General features: G+C 64.6%; 19 protein-coding genes and 1 pseudogene. 12 read left to right on the top strand and 8 right to left on the bottom strand.

Going from position 1 to position 23430, the window contains the following annotated elements; translation table 11 throughout:
- Positions 1-18: 18 nt before the first annotated feature.
- A complete protein-coding gene (locus tag J5474_RS13585; RefSeq protein ID WP_209361459.1) occupies positions 19-876 on the bottom strand; it encodes a helix-turn-helix domain-containing protein in 858 nt (285 codons plus the stop codon).
- A gap of 181 nt (positions 877-1057) precedes the next feature.
- On the opposite strand from J5474_RS13585, the gene J5474_RS13580 reads away from it, so the two are divergent.
- The 7 genes from J5474_RS13580 to J5474_RS13550 all read left to right on the top strand — a co-directional run bounded on the left by J5474_RS13580 (position 1058) and on the right by J5474_RS13550 (position 7849).
- Positions 1058-2299, top strand: a complete 1242-nt coding sequence (locus tag J5474_RS13580) for an amino acid ABC transporter substrate-binding protein (RefSeq protein ID WP_209361458.1) — start codon at positions 1058-1060, stop codon at positions 2297-2299.
- A gap of 90 nt (positions 2300-2389) precedes the next feature.
- The gene (locus J5474_RS13575; RefSeq protein ID WP_209361457.1) at positions 2390-3253 is read left to right on the top strand and encodes a branched-chain amino acid ABC transporter permease; all 864 of its coding nucleotides are present in this window, start codon (positions 2390-2392) and stop codon (positions 3251-3253) included.
- 2 nt (positions 3254-3255) lie between these two features.
- Entirely contained in the window at positions 3256-4170 is a 915-nt protein-coding gene (locus J5474_RS13570; protein ID WP_209361456.1) for a branched-chain amino acid ABC transporter permease, read from the top strand.
- Positions 4167-4895, top strand: coding sequence for an ABC transporter ATP-binding protein (locus J5474_RS13565; protein ID WP_209361455.1), 729 nt, complete (start codon positions 4167-4169; stop codon positions 4893-4895). The genes J5474_RS13570 and J5474_RS13565 overlap by 4 nt, the downstream gene beginning before the upstream one ends.
- Complete coding sequence (locus J5474_RS13560) at positions 4888-5598, top strand: ABC transporter ATP-binding protein (protein WP_209361454.1); 711 nt, start codon at positions 4888-4890, stop codon at positions 5596-5598. Before J5474_RS13565 ends, J5474_RS13560 begins: the two co-directional genes overlap by 8 nt.
- Positions 5599-5618: 20 nt before the next feature.
- Positions 5619-7070 (top strand): aldehyde dehydrogenase, encoded by a 1452-nt coding sequence (locus J5474_RS13555; RefSeq protein ID WP_209361453.1) that lies wholly within the window; start codon positions 5619-5621, stop codon positions 7068-7070.
- 11 nt (positions 7071-7081) lie between these two features.
- Positions 7082-7849: an SDR family NAD(P)-dependent oxidoreductase gene (locus J5474_RS13550; RefSeq protein WP_209361452.1), complete on the top strand. Its 768-nt coding sequence runs from the start codon at positions 7082-7084 to the stop codon at positions 7847-7849.
- 2 nt (positions 7850-7851) lie between these two features.
- Here the strand turns inward: J5474_RS13550 and J5474_RS13545 are convergent, their stop codons facing one another.
- Positions 7852-8403, bottom strand: a complete 552-nt coding sequence (locus J5474_RS13545; protein WP_209361451.1) for a 2,4'-dihydroxyacetophenone dioxygenase family protein — start codon at positions 8401-8403, stop codon at positions 7852-7854.
- 36 nt (positions 8404-8439) lie between these two features.
- On the bottom strand, positions 8440-9165 hold the full coding sequence (locus J5474_RS13540) for an IclR family transcriptional regulator (protein ID WP_209361450.1): 726 nt from the start codon (positions 9163-9165) through the stop codon (positions 8440-8442).
- Positions 9166-9275: 110 nt separating this feature from the next.
- On the opposite strand from J5474_RS13540, the gene J5474_RS13535 reads away from it, so the two are divergent.
- The 5 genes from J5474_RS13535 (at position 9276) to J5474_RS13515 (ending at position 16777) form a co-directional block, all read left to right on the top strand.
- Entirely contained in the window at positions 9276-11003 is a 1728-nt protein-coding gene (locus tag J5474_RS13535) for a thiamine pyrophosphate-requiring protein (RefSeq protein ID WP_209361449.1), read from the top strand.
- Positions 11004-11043: 40 nt separating this feature from the next.
- Positions 11044-12081, top strand: coding sequence for a TRAP transporter substrate-binding protein (locus tag J5474_RS13530; protein ID WP_209361448.1), 1038 nt, complete (start codon positions 11044-11046; stop codon positions 12079-12081).
- A gap of 1 nt (position 12082) precedes the next feature.
- A complete protein-coding gene (locus tag J5474_RS13525; protein WP_209361447.1) occupies positions 12083-12598 on the top strand; it encodes a TRAP transporter small permease in 516 nt (171 codons plus the stop codon).
- A gap of 2 nt (positions 12599-12600) precedes the next feature.
- Positions 12601-13956, top strand: a complete 1356-nt coding sequence (locus J5474_RS13520) for a TRAP transporter large permease (RefSeq protein WP_245216449.1) — start codon at positions 12601-12603, stop codon at positions 13954-13956.
- 304 nt (positions 13957-14260) lie between these two features.
- The gene (locus J5474_RS13515; RefSeq protein ID WP_209361446.1) at positions 14261-16777 is read left to right on the top strand and encodes a bifunctional diguanylate cyclase/phosphodiesterase; all 2517 of its coding nucleotides are present in this window, start codon (positions 14261-14263) and stop codon (positions 16775-16777) included.
- 111 nt (positions 16778-16888) lie between these two features.
- Here the strand turns inward: J5474_RS13515 and J5474_RS13510 are convergent.
- The 5 genes and pseudogenes from J5474_RS13510 to J5474_RS13490 form a co-directional block, all read right to left on the bottom strand.
- Positions 16889-18116, bottom strand: a pseudogene (locus J5474_RS13510) (IS3 family transposase).
- Between the two features lie 144 nt (positions 18117-18260).
- Complete coding sequence (locus tag J5474_RS13505) at positions 18261-19367, bottom strand: sensor histidine kinase (RefSeq protein ID WP_209361445.1); 1107 nt, start codon at positions 19365-19367, stop codon at positions 18261-18263.
- A complete protein-coding gene (locus tag J5474_RS13500; protein ID WP_209361444.1) occupies positions 19357-19836 on the bottom strand; it encodes a response regulator in 480 nt (159 codons plus the stop codon). Before J5474_RS13500 ends, J5474_RS13505 begins: the two co-directional genes overlap by 11 nt.
- A complete protein-coding gene (locus tag J5474_RS13495; protein ID WP_209361443.1) occupies positions 19814-22246 on the bottom strand; it encodes an ATP-binding protein in 2433 nt (810 codons plus the stop codon). Before J5474_RS13495 ends, J5474_RS13500 begins: the two co-directional genes overlap by 23 nt.
- A 578-nt stretch (positions 22247-22824) precedes the next feature.
- Positions 22825-23205 carry a carboxymuconolactone decarboxylase family protein gene (locus tag J5474_RS13490; RefSeq protein ID WP_209361442.1) on the bottom strand — a complete coding sequence of 127 codons (381 nt, stop codon included), beginning with the start codon at positions 23203-23205 and terminating at the stop codon, positions 22825-22827.
- Positions 23206-23430 lie beyond the last annotated feature (225 nt).

Genomic DNA, 23430 nt, shown 5'->3' with positions numbered 1-23430 from the left:
CGGCCCCCGCGCGCTGTCTCAGGGCCATTCGGCAAAAGAGACCTCCTCCGACCGGGTGCGGTAAAGCGGCGTATAGGTGCGGCGGAACTGCGCGGGGGCGAGGCTTTCGTGGCGGCGGAAGAAGCGGGTAAAATAGGCGGCGTCGCCGAAACCCAGCTTGTAACCCACTTCTGCCACCTGAAGGTTCGTCGTCACCAGCAGCGCCTTGGCCTCTTCCATCAGGCGGCGTTGGATGTGGGCGTGCGGCGGGATGCCGATGGCCCGGCGCACCGCGTCGTTCAGCCGGTCGCGCGGCACGCCGATACGGCGGGCGTATTCCGCGATGGTCCAGTGGTTCTGCAGGTGCAGTTCCACGAGGTTCAGAAAGCTGTCCGATATGCGATGCGGCTGTGGCTCGCTCGCTTGCAGCGGCGGCGCGGCGGCACGCCAGATATCGATCAGAAGCAGCGCGACGCAATGGTGCAGCACCGCCTCCGAGCCCGGCGCGATCTCGCGCAGCTCGGTCTCCATCTTGTCGAAGAGCGTGGTGAAGGACTGGATCGCCGGGCGCGACAGGTCCGACAGGAAGATGCGGCGGCTGACCACCTGCCGCACATGCGCCGACAGCACGTCCGTGGGCAGCGCCCGGCCAAGCGCGCGTTCCGGCATCCGGATCAGGAATCCCCGCGTCCCCGCCACCAGCGCGATGCGGGTGGACCAGCCCGTGGGTGCCCAGATCAGGCAGGGGCCGGTGACGTCGCGCTCCACCTCGTCGGAGATGAAGGTGCCGGTCCCTGCCTCCAGCAGCATGAAGGTCGAGCGCCCGCCGGAGGTCGCGTACTCGGTCTTGGTCAGCGCGCTGCGGATGCGCTCTGCCTGAATCGTGTGGCGTTCCATGGCAATGCTCCTCTGGCCCGCAGGCTATCCCGCAAATGTGCAATTAGTTCCTCAAAATGTCCATTACCGCCGTGATCCCATCGGCGTAGCTTCCTTCCACGCCCTGTTTCGGAGGAATGCAGGGCTGGGGCCGGTCCGGGCAATGCGCCCACCGAGCGCTGCACAAAACGGGAGGAGTATCATGAAATTCAGGATCGCGGAGGCCGCGCGCGCGGCCCGCCGCCTGTCGACCCACGCCGCCGCTGCGGCGCTGCTGGTCGCGACAGGGGCAACCAGCGTTGTCGCACAGGACGGCACCCCGGTGACCATCGGCTACGCGGTGTCGAAGTCCGGCCCCAACGCGGGCGGCTCCGACATGACGGTGACACCGAACTATGAACTCTGGGTCAAGGAGGTCAACGACGCCGGCGGCCTGACGCTGCCCGACGGCAGCCGCCGCCCGATCGAGGTTATCGCCTACGACGACCGGTCCTCGGCAGAGGAAGTCGTGCGCGCGGTGGAACGCCTTGCCACGCAGGACAAGGTCGATTTCATCCTGCCGCCCTGGGGCACCGGCTTCAACCTCGCCGTGGCGCCGCTGATGGCAAAGTTCGGCTACCCGCACCTGGCGGGCGCGGCCGTGACCGACAAGGCGCCCGATTTCGTGAAGCGGTGGGACACCAGCTTCTGGTTCATGGGCGGTAGCAAGGACTACGTCGAGGCCTTCACCGACATCCTCGTGCAGCAGCGCGAGGCGGGCGCGATCAATGACAAGATCGCCATGATCTCGGTCGCGGACGGTTTCGGCATCGACCTGGTGAAGGCCGCGCGCCCCGCCTTCGAGGCCGCCGGTTTCGACATCAGCTACGACGAGACCTTCCCGCCGGAGACCTCCGACTTCGCCACCATTCTCGGCGAGGCGTCGAACGCGGGTGCCGATACCTTCGTGGCCTTCAGCTACCCGCCGCATACCTTCGCCCTCACCAAGCAGGCCAAGGTCGCGGCCTTCAATCCGCCGGTCTTCTACCTTGGCGTGGGCGCCGGTTTCCCGATCTATCCGGGCATCGCGGGCGGATCGGTCGAGGGCGTCATGAGCCTTGGCGGCATCGACCCGCAGAACGAACTGAACGCCGCCTACCGCGCCAAGCACGAGGAAATCGTCGGTCGCGCGCCGGACTACTGGGGGTCCGTACTGGTCTATGCCTCGCTGCAGATGCTGGGGCAGGCGATCGAGCGCGTCGGTCTCGACAAGGCCGCCGTGGCGGAGGAACTGTCGGGCGGTACGTTCTCTACCGTACTGGGCGAACAGACCCGGCTTGAGGACAACCAGCTGCGCGCGATCAACTGGGTCGGCCAATGGCAGGACGGCGCATTCGTCGCGGTCTCGCCCGATGGTGGCAACGGCACCGCCGCCGTGAAGCTGCCGAAACCCGACTGGCAGTAATCGCAGGCGCGCGAGCCAGGAGGCTCGCGCCCGCATCGGAGCGAGGCGGAACGCACCGCCTCCTCCCCCCTCGAACTGACCGGACCCCTCATGCTTGAACACGTCGTCAACGGGCTCGTGCTCGGCGGCACCTACGCGCTTGTCGCGATGGGGCTGACCATCCAGTACGGCATCGCCCGCATCATGAACCTCAGCTTTGGCGACACGATCATCGCCGCGTGCTTTGGCACCTACGTCCTTTTCTCGACCCTCCAGATCAACCCGATCCTCGCGCTGGCGGTGGTCGTGCCCCTGGGCTACGCCGCCAGCCTGCTGATCTACCGGGTCATCATGAAGCCGCTGGTGGACCGCGCGCCCAGCGACGGCGCGCTGGAGGTGGACAGCATCCTCGTGACCTTCGGCCTTCTGTTCGCGATCCAGGGCGTGCTGCTGATCTTCTTTGGCGGCGGATACACCAGCTACAGCTTTCTCAACACTCCGGTGAACGTGCTGGGCACCGCCGTGGCGGGCAACCGGCTGCTGGCGCTGGGTCTCAGCCTTGTCATCGCCGCCGTGCTGGTGCTGGTGCTCTACCGCTCTCGCTGGGGCATGATGCTGCGCGCCGTGGCGCTGGCCCCGCAAAGCGCGCCCCTGTTCGGTATCGACACCGACCGCGCCGCTCGCACCGCCTTTGCCATCGGGGGCGCGCTGGCGGCAACCGGCGGTGTCGTGGTGTCGATGTTCCAAACGTTCACCGCCACCGGGGGCGTCGTCTTTACCATGAAGGCGCTGATCGTCGTGATCCTCGGCGGCAAGGGCAGCGTGCCCGGCGCCATCGTCGCGGGTCTGCTGCTGGGCCTCGTGGAAACCTTCGTCGCCGCCTACGTCGATCCCGGCCTGACGCTGGCCGCCGTCTACACGGTGTTCCTCGTACTGCTGCTGGTGCGACCCAACGGCCTGTTCGGAAAGGCATGACGATGAAGCCTTCGATCGCCTTCCCGGTGGCCGCCGCCGTGCTGGCCGTGCTGGCCGCCGCCCCGCTGTTCATCCCCGATTACTGGACCGGCGTCCTGCTGGGCATGACCGGCTATGTCACGCTGGCCACCGCCTGGGCGCTGTTTTCAGGCCCCACGCGCTACGTATCGCTCGCCACGGTCGCCTTCTTCGGCGTCGGCGCCTACGTCGTGGCCGTGCTGAACGAAGCCCTCCCCTACCCGCTGGTCCTGCTCAGCGCCGCCGGGATCGGCATGATCCTAGCCCTGGCGGTGGGCCTCTCGACGCTGCGGCTTGCGGGGGTCTACTTCGTGATCTTCACCTTCGGGCTTGCGGAACTGGTGCGCCAGACCGTCAGCTGGTGGGAGGTCAACATCACCTACACTATGGGGCGCTACGTGTTCCTGCCCTTCGAAGGGCGTCACATTTACTGGCAATTGCTGGCGCTCGCGGCCGTGACGTTGCTGATCTCCTGGGCCATCGGGCGGTCGCGTCTTGGCCTCGCTCTGAAGGCCATCGGCGACGACGAGGTGGTGGCCGCCCACGCGGGCATCGATGTGACGCGGGTCAAACTGCTGCTCTTCGTCATCTCCGCCACACTCATCACGCTGGTGGGGGCGATCCAGGCGCCGCGCTGGACTTATATCGAGCCTTCCATCGTCTTCAATCCGACCGTCAGCTTCATGACGCTGATCATGGCGCTGCTGGGCGGGCCGATGCGGCTCTGGGGTCCGGCGCTGGGGGCGATCCCGTTGTTCCTGCTCTTTGAATGGCTCTCCGTCAGCTTCCCGGATCACTTCTCGATCATCCTGGGGCTGCTGTTCATCCTCATCGTCTTTGTCATGCCGCAGGGCGTGCTGGCGAAGATCGACGATATCCGCAAGGGGGGCCGGGCATGAGCGAGGCGTTGCAGATCTCCAACCTGCACAAACGGTTCGGCGGGCTGATCGCGGTCAGGGACGTGTCCTTCAGCCTTGCACCGGGCGAGGTGGTCGGGCTGCTGGGACCCAACGGGTCGGGAAAGACCACGGTGATGAACATGATCTCCGGCGCTCTGCCCTGCGACGGCGGGACGATCCGGCTGGGCCAGACGGACATTACGAAGATGAAGCCACACCGCGTGGCGAAACAGGGCGTGGCCCGCACCTTCCAGCTGGTCCGGCCGCTGCCGACGCTGACCGTGGGCGAGAACGTGCTGCTGTCGCTTGCCTTCGGGCACCGCCGCCACTGGGGGCGGGAGGCGCGGGAGCTGGTGGAGGAAAAGCTGGCCTTCGTCGGTCTGGCCGGGCGTGGCGACGAGCAGGTGAGCAACCTCACCTACATCGACCAGAAGCGCATGGAGATGGCGCGCGCGCTGGCCTCCGAACCGGAACTGCTGCTGCTCGACGAATGGCTCGCCGGGCTGAACCCCTCGGAACTGAAGATCGGCATCGACCTCGTGCAGCACCTCCAGGGTCAGGGCATGACCGTGCTGCTGGTGGAACACATCATGGAGGCGGTACGCGCTCTGTGTTCGCGCTGCATCGTGATGAGCGCGGGCGAGGTCATCGCCGAGGGTCCTTCGGCCGAAGTGCTGGCGCAACCGGCCGTCATCAAGGCCTACCTGGGGGACGACCATGCTTGAACTCGAGACGCTGACCGTCCGCTATGGCAAGCACCTCGCGGTGGACGGCGTCAGCCTGACTGTCGCCCCCGGCGAGGTCGTTGTGGTGCTGGGCGCCAATGGCGCGGGCAAGTCGTCGATGCTGAAGGCCGTCGCGGGCATGGTCCCCACGGCACAGGGCGCTGTGCGTCTGCACAGCCTGACGCTGAGCGGGATGCCCGCGCACAAGCTCGCCAATGCCGGTATCGCGCTGGTGCCCGAAGGGCGCGGGCTGGTGGACCGCATGACGGTGGAAGAGAACCTCCGCCTTGGCGCCACGCCGCCGCGTGCCCGCGGCTCCGAAGCGGAGACCATGGCGCAGGTCTTTGACATCTTTCCGCGGCTGGCCGAACGGCGCGGGCAGATCGTGCGCACCATGTCGGGCGGCGAACAACAGATGGTGGCGGTGGGCCGCGCCATGATGTCGAAACCCGATTTCCTGCTGCTGGACGAGCCTAGCCTCGGGCTTGCCCCCATCGTGGTGGGCGACCTTTTCAAGGCGCTGGCCCGCGTGCGCGACACCGGCGTCGGGCTGCTGATCGTGGAGCAGAACGTGCGCATCAGCCTGCGCCATGCCGACCGCGGCTACCTGCTGGAGGCCGGACGCATCACTGGCGCCGGCACGGCGGGCGAATTGATGACAGACGATGCGGTGCAGAACGCCTTTCTTGGCGGCACCGCGTAACCTTGTGAACGGAGAGAGACATGAGTGTTCTTGAATTGTTGATCGCGGGCGAAAAGGTCTCCGCTGCGGGCGGGCGCACCTTTTCCCGCAAGAACCCGCTGACCGGCGGCATCGCCACCGAGGCCGCCGCCGCCACGGTTGAGGACGCCATGCGCGCCGCCGACGCCGCGGCGCAGGCCTTCCCCGAGTGGTCGGAGACCGGCCCGGCACAACGCCGCGCCCTGCTGATGGCCGCCGCCGACAACCTCGAGGCGCGCAAGGGCGATATCGCCACTGCCATGGCCGAGGAACTGGGCGCCACCGCCGCCTGGGCGGGCTTCAACGTCATGCTGGCTGCCGGAATGCTACGCGAGGCGGCCTCGATGACCACGATGATCAAGGGCGAGATCATCCCCTCGAACCGCCCCGGTTCGATGGCCATGGCGATCCGGCAGCCTGCCGGTGTGGTGCTGTCCATGGCGCCGTGGAACGCGCCGGTGATCCTCGGCGTGCGCTCCATCGCGATGCCGCTGGCCTGCGGCAACACGGTGGTGATGAAGTCGTCCGAACTCAGCCCCCGCACCCACGCACTGATCGTGGAGGCGATGCAGGACGCGGGCCTGCCCAAGGGCGTGCTGAACGTCATTTCAAACGCGCCCGATGATGCGGGCAAGATCGTGGAGGCGCTGATCGGACACTCGGCCGTGCGCCGGGTGAACTTCACCGGCTCCACCCGCGTCGGCCGCATCATCGCGCGGCTTGCCGCCGAGAACCTGAAACCGGCGCTGCTGGAACTTGGTGGCAAGGCGCCCATGCTGGTGCTGGACGACGCCGACCTCGACAAGGCCGTGGCCGCCGCCGCCTTTGGCGCCTACATGAACCAGGGCCAGATCTGCATGTCGACAGAACGCATCGTGGTGCATGAGGCGGTGGCCGACGCCTTTGTCGAGAAGCTCGCCGCGAAAGTCCGCTCTCTCACCGTAGGCGACCCGCGCGAGGGCAACACCTCGCTGGGCTGCGTCGTGGATCGCAGCGCCGTCGAACGGATCATGGGCCTGGTCCGCGATGCCGAGGAAAAGGGCGCGAAGATCGTCGCCGGTGGGCAGGCCAACGGCGTGCTGATGGAGGCGACTCTGCTCGACCACGTCACGCCCTCCATGCGCATCTACACAGAGGAAAGCTTTGGTCCGACCGCATCGGTGGTGCGTGTGGGCAGCATCGACGAGGCGGTGCGTGTTGCCAACGACACGGAATACGGTCTCTCGGCCTGCGTCTTTGGCGAGGATACGGTGCGCGCCATGAACGTCGCCCGCCGGATCGAAAGCGGCATCTGCCACATCAACGGCCCCACCGTGCACGACGAGGCGCAGATGCCCTTTGGCGGGGTGAAGGACTCGGGCTACGGCCGCTTCGGCGGGATGGCGGCGATCGAGGAATTCACCACCCTGCGCTGGATCACGGTGCAGGACGGCACGCCGCACTATCCGATCTGAGGGCGCACGCGATGTTCGACCTGGATGGCAAGGTCTGCCTGATTACCGGCGGCGCGGGGTCCCTGGGCCTCGCGGCCGCGCGGCTGCTGCACGCGCAGGGCGCGCGGCTGGCGCTCGTGGACCGCGACCTTGCCACGCTCGACAACGCCTGCGCGGAGGCCTTCGGGGACCGCGCAGGCGAGGTTCTGCGCCTAGCCGCGGACGTTACGGACGAGGCCCAGGTGCGCCGCGCCGTGGCGCGCACGGCGGACTGCTTTGGCAGGATCGACGTACTGTTTTCCAATGCGGGCACCTTCGGCACCGTGGCGCCCATCGAGGACTTCCCCACGGAGGTCTTCGACAGCGTGCTGGCGGTGCACGTGCGCGGCGCCTTTCTGCTGGCGAAGCACGCCGTCCCGCACATGGGGCGCGGCGGCAGCATCGTGCTGACTTCCTCCGTGGCTGCGACGCGCGGCGATCCCGGCGTCTACGCCTACATCACCGCGAAACACGCGCTGACCGGGCTGATGCGGGTGCTGGCCAAGGACCTCGCACCGCGCGGGATCCGCGTGAACGCGGTGGCACCCGGTCCCATCGACAACGGTTTTCAGAAACGGGTGGAGGATGACCTGGGGCAGATCATCGGCCGCGACGGAACGGAGTTCTTCGACGAGATCATCCCCATGGGCCGCCACGGCACGGCCGAGGAAATCGCCGCCTCCGTGCTCTACCTCGTCTCGGCGCAGTCGGGGTTTACCACCGGCCACCTGCTGATGGCCGATGGAGGCATGTCGGCATGACCCTAGCGGAACAGACCTTCGATATGGTCCGCGCCAAGGCCGACCTTGTCGTAATGCGCCTTGCACAGCGCGATATACTGGTGAACGTCGAAGTAGCCTTCGGGTTCGCCGTCCTCATCGAGCCAGATCAGCGGGCCGGTGACCTTGAAATGGACCCTCATCGGCTCCTCGTGCTCGTAGGCGACCAGCGTGTGGCCCTCTCCGGGTGTTTCGTAGACGAAGTCCCCGGCGGTCGCGATCCAGTCATGTTCGAGGTACCCCCATTTGCCGGAGATCGTGTAGGCAAAAACCTCATGCGGGTGGTAATGCCGGTTCACCAGCCCCGGTCCGGTGGCCATAAGCACGTCGCACCACATGTTGCGGCTCGGCGAGATCCAGACAGGTCTGGAAAAGACCGTCTCCGTGAAGGGCACGTAGTACCGCATGTCCTCGCCCGCGATGTCGGGCAGGTAGACCTCTGGCTGGGCGTCCGGCTGAAAGACCTTGGTGATCGGCTTCAGCCCGCGCCAGAACTCCGTGCCGGCCTCCCCGGCGGTCTTCGGGTCGTCTTTCATCGTGGTACTCCTCCCGTGATGGTTACTCGATTGCTTTCAGGTTTCGCCCAGCTCTGCGGCGGCCTCCTTCAGAAACCTCAGCGCGTGGATGGTGAAGGCGTCGTCAAAGCGGCTCAGCATGCCGAAGGCGGACAGCGTCAATTGCACGCGCCCGCCCGACCGCACCGGGACGGAAACCGCCGCGATGTCGGGTTCGTTGTCGCCCCGGTTCAATGCGTGACCCTGCGCGCGGATCTCGGCCAGCACCGGCTCCAGTCCGGAGAGCGCCTCTGCCGCCTCTCCCTGAGCGGCGGCCCATCCGGCGCGGTCGCGCGGGCTCATGGCCGCCAGGAACAGACGTCCCTGCGCGGTGAGCGTCATCGGCAGCGTGGTGCCGGTGCGGATATTGACGGAAATCGCCCGCTGCGCCTGACTGACCGCCACGCAGAGCGGACCGCGCGGCGTGTAACGGCAGGCCATGACGCTTTCGCCCAGCGCCTGACGCAACCGGTCGAGCGTGGGCCGCAACGCTGGCGGCAGTGGAGCGAGGTCTTCGGCCATGCGCCCGAGGCGGGCCAGCCGCGGCCCTGGCGCAAAGGCCCCGCGCCGCACGGTGGTCAGCACGCCCGCCGCCTCCAGCGTCACGAGGAAGCGATGCGCAGTCGCGTAGCTGAGCCGCAATTCCCGCGCCACGGTTTCGGCTGTCAGTTCCCGGCAGTCCTCGCCCAGAAGGTCGAGCGCATCGAAGGCCTTCATCACGGACAGGTTTATCGGGGTGGCCATGGGCGCGCTCTCCATCGCGGTGGATTGACACAGGTTGGCCCACACCCTCACTATCTGCAAATGGAATCTACATTAATGAGAATAGCCAGCGGGCAGCACGGGGGCGCATCGTGAAGGACTCCACCGGGATCACAGCGGGCGGCGCCATCTTCGGCAAGCTGAAGGCGCTTGGCGTCGACTATGTCTTTGCCAATTCGGGCACCGATTTTCCGCCAATCATCGAGGGCTTTGTCGAAGCGCGTCGCGCCGGGCTGGATCTGCCGGTCCCGGTGACGGTGCCGCATGAACACGCCGCTGTCTCCATGGCGCATGGCTACTGGCAGGTGACGGGCCGCCCGCAGGCAGTGCTGCTGCACACCAACGTCGGGTTGGCGAACGGCGCCACCGCAGCGATCAACGCCTGGTGCGACCAGGTGCCGATGATCCTGATGTCAGGACGCACCCCGGTGGCAGAGCATTCCCGGTTTGGCGCGCGTACCGTTCCCATCGGCTGGGGACAGGAGATGTTCGACCAGGAGGCGTTGATACGGGAAACGACGAAGTGGCACTATGAATTGCGCTTCGCGGACCAGATCTCGGAGTTGATGGACCGCGCATGGGCCATCGCCAATTCCACGCCAAAGGGCCCGGTCTATTTGAGCCTGCCGCGCGAGGTGTTGTGCGATCCCTGCCCGCGCGCGGGGCTTGACGCGCCGTCGCGCATGGCGCCGGTGATCGCCGCGCCCGACCCCGACGCACTGGCCCAGGCGGCAGAGGCATTGGCGCGGGCTGAAAACCCGCTGATCATCGCACAGCGCGGTGCGGGGTCGGATGCAGGCTTCGAGACGCTTCAGAGGCTCTGCGAGACCCACGCCCTGCCGCTGTCGCACTACTGGTCGAACCAGTTGGCCATGCCGCTGTCGCACCCCTGTCAGATCGGCGCGGAGCCGCATCAGTGGCTGGCCAAAGCGGACGCGGTGCTGATCCTCGATTCGCTGGCACCGTGGTTCCCGGACAAGGTCCGCCTGCGCGAGGACGCGGTGGTGATCCAGGCCGGCCCCGACCCGCTCTTCAGCCGCACGCCGGTGCGCAATTTCCCCGCGGCCCTGACGCTGGCCGGGCCGGTGGACCGCACCATCGGGGCGCTGTCGCGCGCCATGGACGCGCTCCCCGATCTTCCCGACCGCAGCGCGCGACGGCAGCGGATCGCGGACGCCTCTGCCAAGGCGCGCCAGCAGGTCGTCGCGATGGCGGAAGCGGGCTGCGCCGCGCCCATGACAAAGGACTGGGTCAGCCTCTGCCTTGGCCGCGCGATCAAGGCGCAGGCCGCGCAGGGCCGCCGCGCCACCGTCTTCCACGAACTGGGCTGCCCGCTCATGCCGCTCGATCTGGATCAGCCGGACAGCTATTTTCAGGAACCGCACTCCGGCGGCCTTGGCTGGGGGCTGCCTGCCGCCATCGGCGCGCAGATGGCCGACCCGGAGCGGCTGGTTTTTGCCACCATGGGCGACGGCAGTTACATGTTCGCCAACCCCACTGCCTGCCACCTCGTGGCCGAGGCGCACGGGGTGCCGGTGATCGTTCTGGTCCTGAACAACGAGGAATGGGGCGCCGTGCGCCATTCGGTCGAGGGGCTCTACCCCGAGGGTGCGGCGCGGGCGGCGAACGAGGTGCCGCTGACCTCGCTGCGGCCCAGCCCGGACTTCACGCGCACCGCCGAGGCCAGCCGCGCCTGGACCGCCACCGTCACCGAGGGCGCCGAGCTGCCCGCCGTGCTGGATGAGGCCATCACCGTCGCCCTGACCGAGAAGCGTCAGGTGCTGCTGAACATCGCAATCGCCCGCGTGTCGCCGCACTAGGCGATTCGCACCGATAGAACAAACCAAAGGGAGGAAACCCATGAAACTTCTCAAGACACTGGCCTCATCGGCCATCGCGCTCGGCCTCGTCGCCGGGGCCGCGGCGGCGCAGGAGCACACACTGAAACTGCATCACTTCCTCAGCCCGAAGGCGCCGGCGCATACTCAGATGCTGGAGCCTTGGGCCAAGCGCGTCGAGGAAGCCACCGACGGCCGCGTGAAGATCGAGATCTTCCCGGCGATGACCCTGGGCGGCAAGCCGCCGCAGCTGCCGCGCCAGGCCCGCGACGGGGTGGTGGACCTTGTCTGGATCGTGAACGCCTATGCCGCCGGGGCCTTCCCGCGCACCGAGGTCTTCGAGCTGCCGGGCGTGCATCAGGGTGACAACGCCGCGGTGAACAAGGCGATGCTCGCTATGTACGATGAGTTCCTCGCGGAGGATTTCCAGGGCGTCGTGCCGATGTTCCAGCACGTCCACCAGGGCCAGGCCATGCACATGGCAGCCGACGAAGTGCGCAGCCCCGCCGATCTCGAAGGCAAGAAGATCCGTATCCCCTCGCGCACGGGCGCATGGGTGCTGGAGGCGCTGGGCGCATCACCGGTGCAGACCGCCGTGGGCGAAATCCCCGTTGCCCTCTCGAAAAAGGTGATCGACGGCGCGCTGATCCCTTGGGAAATCATCCCCGCGCTGAAAATCCAGGAGGTCACCGACTACCAGATCGAGGGTCCGGGCGGCAAACGGCTGGGCACAACGTCCTTCTCCGTCCTGATGAACGAGGACCGCTGGAACAGTATGCCGGAGGACATCCAGGCCGCCTTCCGCGAAGTCTCGGACGCTGACTGGCACGCCGAGGTGGGCGAAATCTGGAAAGCCGCCGATGACTTCGGCATCAAGATCGCCACGGACTCGGGCAACACCCACATCCAGCTGACCGACGAGGAATGGGCCGCCTTCGAGGAGCGTACCGCCCCGGTGGTCAACCGCTGGATCGAGGAAATGGACGGACAGGGCATCGACGGACAGGCGCTTTATGATCGCGCGGTCGAACTGGTCGGCCAGAACATGGCCACCAACTGAGATGACTGAAACCACCATCGGCGCGGGGCGGTATCGTCCCGCGCGTCTTTTGATCGAGGGCTGGGCGCTGCTGGGCGGCGTGGCCCTTCTGGGGGTCGTGGCGATCAACGCATGGTCGATCCTCGCGGGCTGGATCGCCAACGCCCCCTTCCCGGGCGACTTCGAGCTGACGGAGATGGGCACCGCCATCGCCGTTTTTGCCTTCCTGCCCTATTGCCAGCTGACCGGGGCGAACGTGTCGGCGGACATCTTCACGATGCGGGCCTCCGCGCTCAAGGTCGCGGCGATGTCGACGCTCGCCGCGCTGACGGCCACGGCTTTTGCCGGGCTGCTGATCTGGCGCATGTGGCTGGGACTGGTGGACTACCGCACCTACACCGAATTCACCGGCATCCTTCAAATCCCGATCTGGTGGGCCTTCGTTCCTGCCCTGATCTCCCTCGTGTTGCTGCTTGCAGCCGCGCTCATCACGCTGGCCGAAGCCCTCGCAGCCCTGCGCACAACCCGGAGCACCTGACCTTGGACAGCCTGACTATCGGCCTCGCGGGACTTGGCATCCTTGTCCTGCTGATCGCCATCCGCATGCCCATCGCCTATGCCATGATCATCGTGGGCGGCGTCGGCACCGCCGTCCTGAACGGCTGGCCTATCGTGCTGAGCCAGCTCAAGGACCTCGCCTATGCGCAGTTCTCCACCTACGATCTTTCGGTCGTACCGCTGTTCGTTCTGATGGGCGCCATTGCCGCGCGTACGGGGCTGTCGGCCGACCTCTTCCGGGCCGCCCACGCCTGGCTGGGCTGGATGCGCGGCGGCGTGGCCATCGCCGCCATCGCCGCCTGCGCGGGCTTCGGCTCGGTCTGCGGTTCATCGCTCGCTACCGCATCGACCATGGGACGCGTCGCCCTGCCGGAGCTGAAGCGCTACCGCTACTCGAACAAGCTGGCCACCGGCACCATCGCGGCGGGCGGCGTGCTGGGCATCCTGATCCCGCCCTCCGTGGTGCTGATCATCTACGCCATCATCGTCGAAGCCAACGTCGTCACAATGTTCATGGCAGCGCTGTTGCCGGGGCTGATCGCGGTGGCCTTCTTCATCCTGACGATCCTCGCCTTCACGACGCTGGCGCCCGGGTCCGGCCCCGCCGGACAGCGGGCGACGCGCGATGAACTGCTGGACGCGACGTTGAACATCTTTCCGGTGCTGGTGGTCTTTGTCGCCGTGATCGGCGGGCTGTACTTCGGCCTGTTCAACCCGACGCCCGCCGCCGCCGTGGGTGTTCTCATGGTGATCCTGATCGGCCTTGTCCGGCGCAAGCTGTCGCTCTGGGAAACCCGGGAGGCGCTGCTGGAAACGGCGCGCACCACCGGGATGATCTTTCTCATCCTGCTCGGGGCGGAACTGCTCAAGATCTTCATGGCGCGCGGTGGTGTCCCTCAAGCGACCGCCGAGATGATGGCGAACTCCGGCCTCGCGCCCATGACAACGCTGATCCTGCTGCTGGTCGCGCTGATCCTGCTGGGATGCCTGATGGACAGCCTGTCGATGATCCTGCTGGCGATCCCCTTCTTCTGGCCGGTGCTGGTCGAGATCAACGGCGGCGACTTCGTGGCGGCGGCGGACAGCCCCTTTGGCATGTCGACCGAGGATCTGAAGGTCTGGTTCGGCATTCTGGCCCTGATCGTGGTGGAACTGGGACTGATAACCCCGCCGGTTGGAATGAACGTTTTCATCATCTCGGCGCAAGCGCCCGATGTGCCGATGCGCGACACGTTCCTCGGGGTGATGCCGTTCTTTCTGGCCGAACTGCTGCGCGTGGCGCTGCTGGTGGCGGTGCCGGGAATCGTCTTTGCCTTGCCACGGCTCTTCGGCGGCTGACGGCCGCCCGAACGCTTGGGGCTATCGCCCGCATGCGCCTGCCCTCCGATTCCCGCCGGAGGGCAGGCGTTTTTCGTCGCCGATCGCGCGCGGCACAGGTTTTCACACCTGCGGCAAGGCTGTCGACAGAGACACCATGACAGAGGGCAGCGATCACCATAACGACGTCAACAGGGTCAATCCGCTGGACCGTTTATAGTTAACGCACTGTTAAGATTTTGGTTGATATGTCTAGTTCTTGTCCGGGTTTATGGAGGACACTGTGCGGACGTGTCGGAACATTGTGCGGGGCCTTGCGGCGGGGGTGGTCCTCCTGTTCCTGACCGTCGCGGCCTTCATGGCCGTGAAGGCCGACCAGAATTCCGATATCCGGAACATGGTCCAAACGAATGCCAGGCTGGTCTCGATGGCGGTGGAGAGCCGCCTGGAGGAGGATTTCGCCGTTGCGGGGTTGTTTGCGCTGCAACTCCAGGAGGCGACGCAGGTCATGAGCGAAGCGTTTTCGCTGAATGCGGCCTCGATATTCGGCTATCTTGAGGATCTTCAGGCCTTGAATTGGGTCGGACCAGACGGTGTCATCACCGCAACCCACCCGCCCCGGGGGAACGAAGCCGCGCACGGCCTCGACCTGTCGACGCTGGAAGCGCCCGCACGCACGCTGGACGAGGCACGGCTCACCGGAACGCTCAGATTGACCCCGCCCCTCACGCTGGCCCAGGGAGGCAAGGGGTTCGTCGGATACCTTCCGGTCTACCACCACGGAGAAATCGGCGGTTTCATCAATCTTGTCTTTCGGGCGGAACCGCTCCTCGACAGCATCATCCGCCCGCAACTCGGGGATGATTTCATCGTCGCGATTGCCGACGGCCCCCTGTCCGTCCACGGCAATTTTTCGCACGCCAGCCAGCAGCCGTTCGCGCTTGTGACCAGCCTGATGGTGGCTGGCCGCACCTGGGACCTTGCCATCGCCCCCACGAAGACGGCGCTCAATGACAGGTTCGCGCTGTTCGACGAGGCTGTTCTCATCGCGGGTTTCATCCTGTCCTGCGCCCTCGCGGCACTGGTCTACGTCATGGGCAAGGGGCAGGAGGCAATCCGCGACAGCGAAGAGCGCTTTGCCCTCGCCATGAAGGGAGCCTCCGACGGCCTATTTGACCGGGATCTCCGGACGGGCGACGTGTATTTATCGCCCGTATGGTTCAGAATGCTCGGCTACGAACCGGACGCGCTGCCCCACAGTCTGGACACGGTGCGCGAGCTTCTTCATCCGGACGACCGGGAGGTCCTGACCGAGCGGCTTGACGATCTGCGCGAAAACGGCCCGACCAATCTCGAACGGGAATTTCGCATGCGGCACCGGGACGGGAGTTGGATATCGATCCTTTCCCGCGCCTTCGTCGTCTTCAAGGACGGGAAAGCCACGCGGCTGGTCGGGACCCATGTCGACATCACTGCCGACCGGAAACGGGAGCACGCGCTTCGCCGTGCTGCCGTGACCGATCACCTGACCGGGCTGCACAACAGGCGCGGGCTCGACGAGGAGCTTGCGACGCTGGCGGCCTCGCTCGGCAAAGGGGAGCGCCTTGCGATTTTTCATCTGGATCTCGACCGGTTCAAGCAGGTCAACGATACCGAGGGACATCAGGCAGGCGATGCCGCCCTGTGCCATACGGCAAGCGGCCTGAAGGAGCTGGAAGCGGAGTTCGAACTCATGGCGCGCGTGGGCGGAGACGAGTTTCTCCTTCTGCGCTGCAGTGGCGACAGCGACGCCGACATTGCCGCGCTGGCGAAGCTGATTGCCCGGCGCGTGGGCCAGCCTCTGCAACTCGGGGACAAGTCCCTGCGCCTCGGCACGAGCATCGGCATATCGTTCGTGGAACACGGTGGCGACAGCGATATCGAACGCGCCGTGGCGGATGCCGACATCGCACTCAAACATGCCAAGGAAGACGGGCGTGGCCGACATGCGTTCTTCGAACCGGGAATGCGGGAGGAAGCCGTCCTGCGGGCGACCATGCAGGAAGAGATCCGCATCGGGCTCAGAGGCGACGAATTCTCCGCCTATTTCCAGCCGCAGGTCGACCTTCGCACCCGGAAGATCGTCGGGTTCGAAGCCCTTGCCCGCTGGCATCACCCAACCCGGGGAACGCTCTCCGCAGGGCAATTCCTGCAGTTCGTCGCCAGTTCCTCCGTCGTGAAGCTCATCGACCGCCAGGTCCTGCACCATGCCTGCAAGGCACTGACCCTGTTGCAGGGAACATGCAAAGATCTGGTCACCGTGAGCGTAAACATTTCCACCGAACAGCTTAGCGAGCCCGGGGCAGCCGACGAAATTTACGGGGAGGTGCTTCTGGCAGGCGCTGCGCCACGGCAGGTACGGCTCGAAATACTGGAGACCACGCTACTTGGCGAACGTTCACCGAAGATTACCGAGAACGTGAGGCGACTGGCGGAGCACGGGTTTCAAATCGAGCTCGATGATTTCGGAACCGGGCACACGGCAATCTCCAGCCTTCTGAACTTCCCCATTTCCCGCATTAAGGTGGATCGCAGCCTGATCCGACACGTCGACTGCGATGCCCGGCTCCAGACCGTGGTTCATACGATACTGGAACTTGGGGAGAACCTTGGCATCGACGTGTTGGCCGAAGGCATAGAAACCCAGGCCGAGGCCGCATACCTCGCCTTGAATCGCTGCGGTTCTGGCCAAGGTTACCACATCGCGCGTCCGATGCCTCTGCATGAGCTGAAAGCGTGGATCGTGTCCCGGGAAAGGCAACAGCCCGCGCCGATGGCGCCCGTACTCATTCAGAGCGGATGACGGCGCAGTCGAACGGAAAAGTCGTTTGACCTGTGACGACTGAGCGTAGAGCCAGCTTTCTGCTATGGCTCCCGGCTGCGCTGGCGGGCAGTATTCGGCGGTTTGGACCTTTCACGTTTCCGGGCCGGTCCAAGTTCTCATTTGCGCAGCCTGAGCTTCGAAGGCCAAGGGACTTTTCCAGCCCAGGGCTGAGTGCCGTCGGCACGGATTGTGGAAGCCGTTGATGATTTGGAAGATGGCGAGCTCGGCTGTCCGGCGTGTCGGCCAGGATCGCTGCCACAGCAGCTCGGCCTTGATTGTCTTGAAGAAGGCCTCGACGGCGGCGTGGTCATAGCAGTTACCCTTGACGCTCATCCGTTGCCTGGCAGTGCATGTTTACATGCAGTAGAGGGGACGCTTTCAGGCCGTGCTCGCGCAGGACGTTCTGATAGTCGCGGGAGCGGTCTCTGTGGAAGATGCAGCTCCGAGGCGGTTGCCGCTGCGCGACTGCCATTTTCAGTGCTCTGATGGCCAGGTCGCGTTTCATCCGATTGTTGACTGCCCAGCCGATGACACGCCTCGAATGCAGGTCGTAGATCACTGCGAGGTAGAGCCATCCTTCCTGCGTCCAGACATAACTGATGTCCGCTGCCCGGAAGGGCATCACGCAGTGATGTCCCGAGAGGGGCCCGCCCGCTTCTGGTTGGGACGATCTGCCGAGGAGTCACGATCCAGCAGGTTTGGTACGATGTCGAAGCTGTGGTTGCTGTCTCTTGTCGCTTTGAACTCCCTGTTTCGCTTCACGGATATGCCGTTCTCACGCATCGGCCGGCCGACACGGCGATGCCCGACATCCAAACCCGGTTCTTTCAGTTCCTCGGTCATACGCGGTCGACCGTAGCTGCCCAGCGAAAGGGTTAACTGTTCTTGGATATGGGCCAACACGACCAAGTCCTGGCGCTGGCTGGCACTGACGGGGCGATTACGCAAGGCTCGATAGCCACGCGGACTGACATCCATGATCCGACACAGCCGGTTCACCGGGATGTCGTGCCGGTGTTCTTCCCCTCTCGGGACATTTCCTGCGGAAATACCCTGCCGGGCAGTGGAAGAAGCCAAACCTCATCTGCTTTTCTCCGCGAAGAACACCGTGGCCTTTCTTAGCACACCCCTCTCCTCCCGGAGCATGCGGTTCTCTTTCCCGCAACTCTGCGAGCTCGCGTTCGAGATCGGACTGGATTGTCGGTTTCTCAGCGTTGCGCCGATCCTGCTGGATCCAGCGGTGCAGTGTCGAGAAGCCGATCCTGAAATCCGTGGCCACCTGCTTGCGCGGCAACCCGCTCGTCAAAGCTACCCGCATTGCTTCGGCACAAAAAATCCTCGGTCGGTCGTGATGCCATCTGTTTCTCTTTTGCGACACGATACGGAGGATCGGTACGGATACGTGACAGGTCCAGAACCGAATCGTTTACCGTCGCACATGACGTTCCCGGAGTAGACGGATCTACTCATGCGGAGGGAGGGTTTCGATCGTAAAGCATACAGTCAGTCCGCCGCCTGGCGTTTCTTTGCACCAAATGGTTCCACCGTGGCGATTGACGATCTTCGCGCAAGTTGCCAGCCCCAGGCCCGTACCCTCGAATTCAGTCCTCGAATGCAGGCGCTGGAATGGCTGAAAGATCATGTCCCGCTTGTCTTCGGGCACGCCGATGCCATTGTCTGCCACGGCAATTTCCACCACGCCGTCATCGCGTTTGCACCCGCTGACATGAATGCGCGGCTTCCTGCCCACGCAGAACTTCGCCGAATTCAGCAGCAGATTCTGGAAGAGCTGTCGCATTTCAGCAACGCTGCAGCGCACCTCTGGCAGGTCGTCCACCATGACCTCGACGGGGCTTGTGCCCGTTCCCAGACCTACGAGTTGACAGGCGGTCCTGACGGCCTCGTCCAGTTTCACGGACACCAGCTCGGTTTTTTCACCCATGCCGATATGCGCGGTGAGGGCTGCGAGCAGCTCCAACTGGCGATGCGCGCAGGTTTCGATATCCTTGAGAGTGTCGGAAAGAACTTCCTTTGGCCCCAGATCGATATCCTCGATCGCGGCGCGTGTCAGCATGGCGAGGTGCAGTGCCGGCGCCTTCAGATCATGGCTGAGGATGTACGCGAAGACTTCCAGCTCTTTCCGGCGTTCCTCGGCGATGGTTTTCAGCCGGGCAACGTTGACGGCGCTCTTGATGATTCGACTGATCGACTGATCATCAACCTTGGATTTCGGGATGTAGTCGTCCGCACCCGATTTGATCGCGCGTGCGGCTAGTTCCTCGCTGCCTTGCCCGGTCGCGACGACGATACCCGCTTCCGGGAAGCTCGAGCGCAGTTCTGATATCGCTGCGATACCGTGCCCGTCTGGCAGCGAATTATCCAGCAGGATGGCATCAAAGCGATTGCCCGCGAACGTGGCCGTGGACGCGAGGTCGGATGCTACGGTCAGACGGCATTTCAAACCCGCCGCCTTGATCGCGCGCCGGATCATTTTTTGGTCGCCAATATCGTCTTCGATGAGCAGTACGCGCAGGTCCGTGCTTTCCGGCCGCGGCACTTCAACCAACATAGCGGGGTTCCTTTTGTTTCAGCACCGGGAACTCCACAACTGTCCAAAAACTCTCTAAAGTAGAAACCAGATCGATGAAGTCCTCGCCGGCACGTTCCTTTACCAAGTAGCCGGCGACGTTGCGGTCATAGGCTTGCTCGATGTCATGTGCATCCATCGAAGTGGTCAGCGTGAAGGCAATCAAGTCCTTCAGGTTCTTGTCGGCGCGCAACGCGGTCAGGAACTCATGCCCGTTCATGCGGGGCATGTTGATGTCGACCAGTAGTACGAGGGGTTGCTCGATCTTGTGCTCGGTCTCCCCCCGCAAAAGTGCCAGACCTTCCACACCATCGACGGCCCGCACAATCCGGTTCAGGATGCGCGATTTTCGGAACGCCCGCTCGACGGCCTTGGCTTCGCCGTCGTCATCCTCGATCAGCACGACCGTCAACGGTCGCGTCTCAGTCTCATGCAGCCGCCGTCCGGTCATCCGAAGTCCCCTTCCCTTTTGCCTCACCTTTTCCGCAGTCGTCAGGCCAGGTGAAACTGAACGAGCAGCCCTCCCCCGGCGCGGAGTCGACCGAGACCAGACCGCCGCTCATCTCAACCGTCTTCTTTACTATCGCGAGCCCGATGCCGCTGCCCTCGACTTCGTCGCGCGACTTCAGCGTCTGGAACATGTCGAAGATCCGCGTCTGGTACTCCACCGCGATCCCCGGACCGTCATCGGTTACGTCGAACCGCAGGACCCCGTCCTCTGTCCGCGTCACGTCGATCATGACATGGCCGCAGGCCTTGTCGTGGTGTTTCAACGCGTTGGAGACGAGGTTCAGCAGAACAGTCTGAAGCGGCAACTGCCGAACCTCCATCGCCTCCAGTTCCGGACTGGCGGTGATCGTGAACCCCTCCGGAGCATTCACCAAATGGCGGATGTTCTCGACTAGATCCGCGCCGGTAACCGTGCTCCCGTCATGCTGAACGCGCCCGACTCGCGAGTGCTCAAGCAGATCGGTCAGCAACTGATCCATCCGGTTCACCCGGCTCCTCAGGAGGCCCAGATTTTCCTGAGACTCCTCGTCCAGCGCGTCTCCGAGGTCATCTTCAAGCCAGCGGCTGGCATTTCGGATCACCCGTAAAGGGGCGCGCAGGTCGTGCGAGGCGATATAGGCGAAGGTGTCCAACTCCTCGTTCGAGCGCACGAGTTCGACTTTCGTCGCCTCAAGGGTTTCCACGGTCTGCCGCAGTTGCCGTTCCGCTTCTCGGCGTTCTGTGACGTCGCGCAGCATGGCGACGTAACGCGTTTCTCTCTCGTCGGAGACGGCGTTGAGCGCCACCTCTGCCGGAAACGTCGTCCCGTCAAGGCGGCACCCCTCCAGAGAATACAGAGCGCGAGCATCGCTCTCCGCGGCGGCTCCAGCCTGTGGAATCAAGGCACCAAGGGCGTCCCCATCGCACAGCAGACCGCGAAGATTGGCGCCGTTCAGCGCCCCCTGCCCCGCTCCAAAGAGGTCTTCGAAGGCCCGGTTGCATTTCAGGATTTTGCCGTGCGCGTCGAAGGTCGCGATCCCGTCGGGTGCCGCGCTGACGATGGCCAGCGTCTCCGCCGTCTGCGCTATCAGCTGACTTGTCAGGCCATTGAAGGCATGCGCCAGCAACCCAACCTCGTCGGTGCCGCCATGACCTTGGTGGCGAAGTTCGAGAGGTTTCAGCACGCGCTCGCGGCTGGCGATTGCGTGCGCGAGGTCCACCAGCGGCCGCGCGATCCGGTCCCCGACAATCCAGGCCACGAGCAGCGTAAGCACGAGGAAGCCCCCCGCCAGCAATAGCGCGTTGCGCAGCGCGACCACCCCGGGCTCGTGCAGCGCCCGTATGGGCACGCTCACGATCACATCAAGGTACTGCCCGTGCCCCGGCGCGCCAAGCGAGAGGGTCTTGCGGTAGGCCTCCTCGGTATCCCGGATGATGACGGATGACTCACCATCCTGCCACGCGCCGTGGTACGGCGACGGCACAAAGCCGGGGTCATCATGCAGGCTCAACACACCCTCTCCGGTGCCGGAGGTCGCCTGGAAATGGTCACCCTCCGCGTTGATGACCGTGAGGGTGTGCCCCTTCAACATCTGGAAATTCGGCTTCTGCAGCAGAGCGCGGTAATCAACGTTCAGCACGATTGCCCCGATCGTGACCCCGTTGTCATCGACGATCGGCTGTACGAGTCGGATCGTCGGCAAGCGCCGCGAGTCGACGACCCCGTTTTCACGGTTGAGCGTGACGGCAGAAAAGAAGGCTCCTTTGCTGTTGGCGAGCTGGCGCATATAGGGTTCATCGCCTTTTTGCTGCATCTCCCTGGGCGAAGTATAGACAATCTGATCGTCGATCTTGTTCACCCGGACGATTTCCCGCCCGTTATCCGCCAGACCGATAACCCGCGCCTGAAAGTAGTGCGACCGCGCCTTGAGGAGGCTGGAGAAGCCGCCAGCGATCCGCGCCTCCAGCCTGCCCGTGTTCGCCCCGGCATTGACGCCCTTGATCAACGTCGAGACGACGCCGAATTGCGCGAAAAGGCTCGCGTCCTGTTCCATGAGCCTGAATGGCGTGCCCAGCATCTCTGTATAGTGGGCGACCTCGGCCTTGAGCGCGACGCTCTCGCGTTCGTGGATGGCCTGAGAGGCTTGCGTATACATTGAGAGGGCCACGATAGCCGAAGCCGACAGAACCAACCCCGCGCACAGGAGCTGAAGCTTTGTCTTGAATGACCATCGTCCGGTCGCAACAGCAGTCATCAATTGAATCCTTGGCAGAGCACCCAATTCGTACCGGCAAAAGCATTGACAAAACGATAATGGAATCCGGGAAGCGCTTGCCGGAAACCATTTGGTCCGGGCCAGGAAAATCCACACAAGCTACTGTTTTTTATATTTCTTTTTCGCCCAATCGTTCTCGCCGGGCGACGCCCGGAAACGAGATACCTAGAATGCGCCACAAGACAACGGAACGCGCGCGGATACCAACTCGATAGCGGTCAGCATCCCGAACGGCACAGGTGGAAAGTCCTGGATCACCCGCAATGGTTCCATATGACCCGCCCCCCCCCAGGAGGGCGGCTGCGATGTGTGTGCCTCCCTGAAATGCACCTCACATTCCCGGCGAGTGTAGGGGCGTCCTGCGCATTCACGCATCATTGTTCTCCGGACGACCTCTGCGGGGTCGTCCGGCCGAGGTATGTTCGGCGCGAGTTGTCGCAGCGCTGCTTCTATTCAGGCGCGGCCATGGCGGCGGTATCGCGCTGCTTCGAAGGCCCGCGACTCGCGCTCCAGCTGCGAACCGGGTGCTGGCGACAATCAGGCCGGTGTGTCATGGACGCAGGGTCACAGCCCCGATCCCGTCGTGAACTCCTACGCTACAGTCAGCGTTACATGCTCCGTGCAATGGCCTGACCTGCCCTTACGGAGCACTCGGACCTTGGCTCTCCGATGGCTCAAATCGCGTCCATCTCTCCCAGCACGCTGCGCGCAATGCGGAAGCTGTCCACCATCGCCGGCACGCCGCAATAGATGCCCACCTGAAGCAGGATCTCCTTGATCTCCTCCGGAGTCAGCCCATTGTTGATCGCGCCCCGGATATGCGCGGCCAGCTCGTGCTGCCGGTTCAGCGCGGCGATCATGGCGATGTTGATGGTGGAGCGGGTCTTGCGGTCCAGCCCCTCGCGGCCCCAGACCTCGCCCCAGCAATAGGTCGTGACCAGTTCCTGCAGGTCGCGGGTGAAATCGTCCATGTTTTCGATCGCCCGGTCGACGTATTCGTCACCCAGCGTTGCGCGCCGGATCTCCATGCCCTTGTCGTAGGTAGTCTTGTCCATCTCTCAGCCTTCTGTCCTGTTGGTCTTGGTGGTGTTCGATTCTGCGACCCGCGCTGGCATGACCAGTTCCTCCCTCCTCAGCGCCCACGCTGCGCCGCGCACGAGCCCACGGCTGACGCCGAGCATTTGGCGCACAGTCTGTTCGCTCAGTGTCTTGTCCGTCTGGAGCGCGCCATCGAGGATCCCATTCCTGGACGCTCGTCCCAATCGGGCGTTCGACGTAAC

Source organism: Sagittula salina (assembly GCF_017813235.1).
Lineage (GTDB): Bacteria > Pseudomonadota > Alphaproteobacteria > Rhodobacterales > Rhodobacteraceae > Sagittula > Sagittula salina.
Note: the sequence above shows the minus strand (reverse complement) of the source record. Positions and strands in the feature narration are given on the sequence as shown.

Coding starts and splice junctions, on each gene's coding strand:
- J5474_RS13550 (WP_209361452.1), top strand. CDS start 7,082: ATGTTCGACCTGGATGGCAAGGTCTGCCTGATTACCGGCGGCGCGGGG.
- J5474_RS13560 (WP_209361454.1), top strand. CDS start 4,888: ATGCTTGAACTCGAGACGCTGACCGTCCGCTATGGCAAGCACCTCGCG.
- J5474_RS13500 (WP_209361444.1), bottom strand. CDS start 19,836: ATGACCGGACGGCGGCTGCATGAGACTGAGACGCGACCGTTGACGGTC.
- J5474_RS13565 (WP_209361455.1), top strand. CDS start 4,167: ATGAGCGAGGCGTTGCAGATCTCCAACCTGCACAAACGGTTCGGCGGG.
- J5474_RS13585 (WP_209361459.1), bottom strand. CDS start 876: ATGGAACGCCACACGATTCAGGCAGAGCGCATCCGCAGCGCGCTGACC.
- J5474_RS13490 (WP_209361442.1), bottom strand. CDS start 23,205: ATGGACAAGACTACCTACGACAAGGGCATGGAGATCCGGCGCGCAACG.
- J5474_RS13540 (WP_209361450.1), bottom strand. CDS start 9,165: ATGGCCACCCCGATAAACCTGTCCGTGATGAAGGCCTTCGATGCGCTC.
- J5474_RS13505 (WP_209361445.1), bottom strand. CDS start 19,367: ATGTTGGTTGAAGTGCCGCGGCCGGAAAGCACGGACCTGCGCGTACTG.
- J5474_RS13545 (WP_209361451.1), bottom strand. CDS start 8,403: ATGAAAGACGACCCGAAGACCGCCGGGGAGGCCGGCACGGAGTTCTGG.
- J5474_RS13555 (WP_209361453.1), top strand. CDS start 5,619: ATGAGTGTTCTTGAATTGTTGATCGCGGGCGAAAAGGTCTCCGCTGCG.
- J5474_RS13525 (WP_209361447.1), top strand. CDS start 12,083: ATGACTGAAACCACCATCGGCGCGGGGCGGTATCGTCCCGCGCGTCTT.
- J5474_RS13570 (WP_209361456.1), top strand. CDS start 3,256: ATGAAGCCTTCGATCGCCTTCCCGGTGGCCGCCGCCGTGCTGGCCGTG.
- J5474_RS13580 (WP_209361458.1), top strand. CDS start 1,058: ATGAAATTCAGGATCGCGGAGGCCGCGCGCGCGGCCCGCCGCCTGTCG.
- J5474_RS13575 (WP_209361457.1), top strand. CDS start 2,390: ATGCTTGAACACGTCGTCAACGGGCTCGTGCTCGGCGGCACCTACGCG.
- J5474_RS13530 (WP_209361448.1), top strand. CDS start 11,044: ATGAAACTTCTCAAGACACTGGCCTCATCGGCCATCGCGCTCGGCCTC.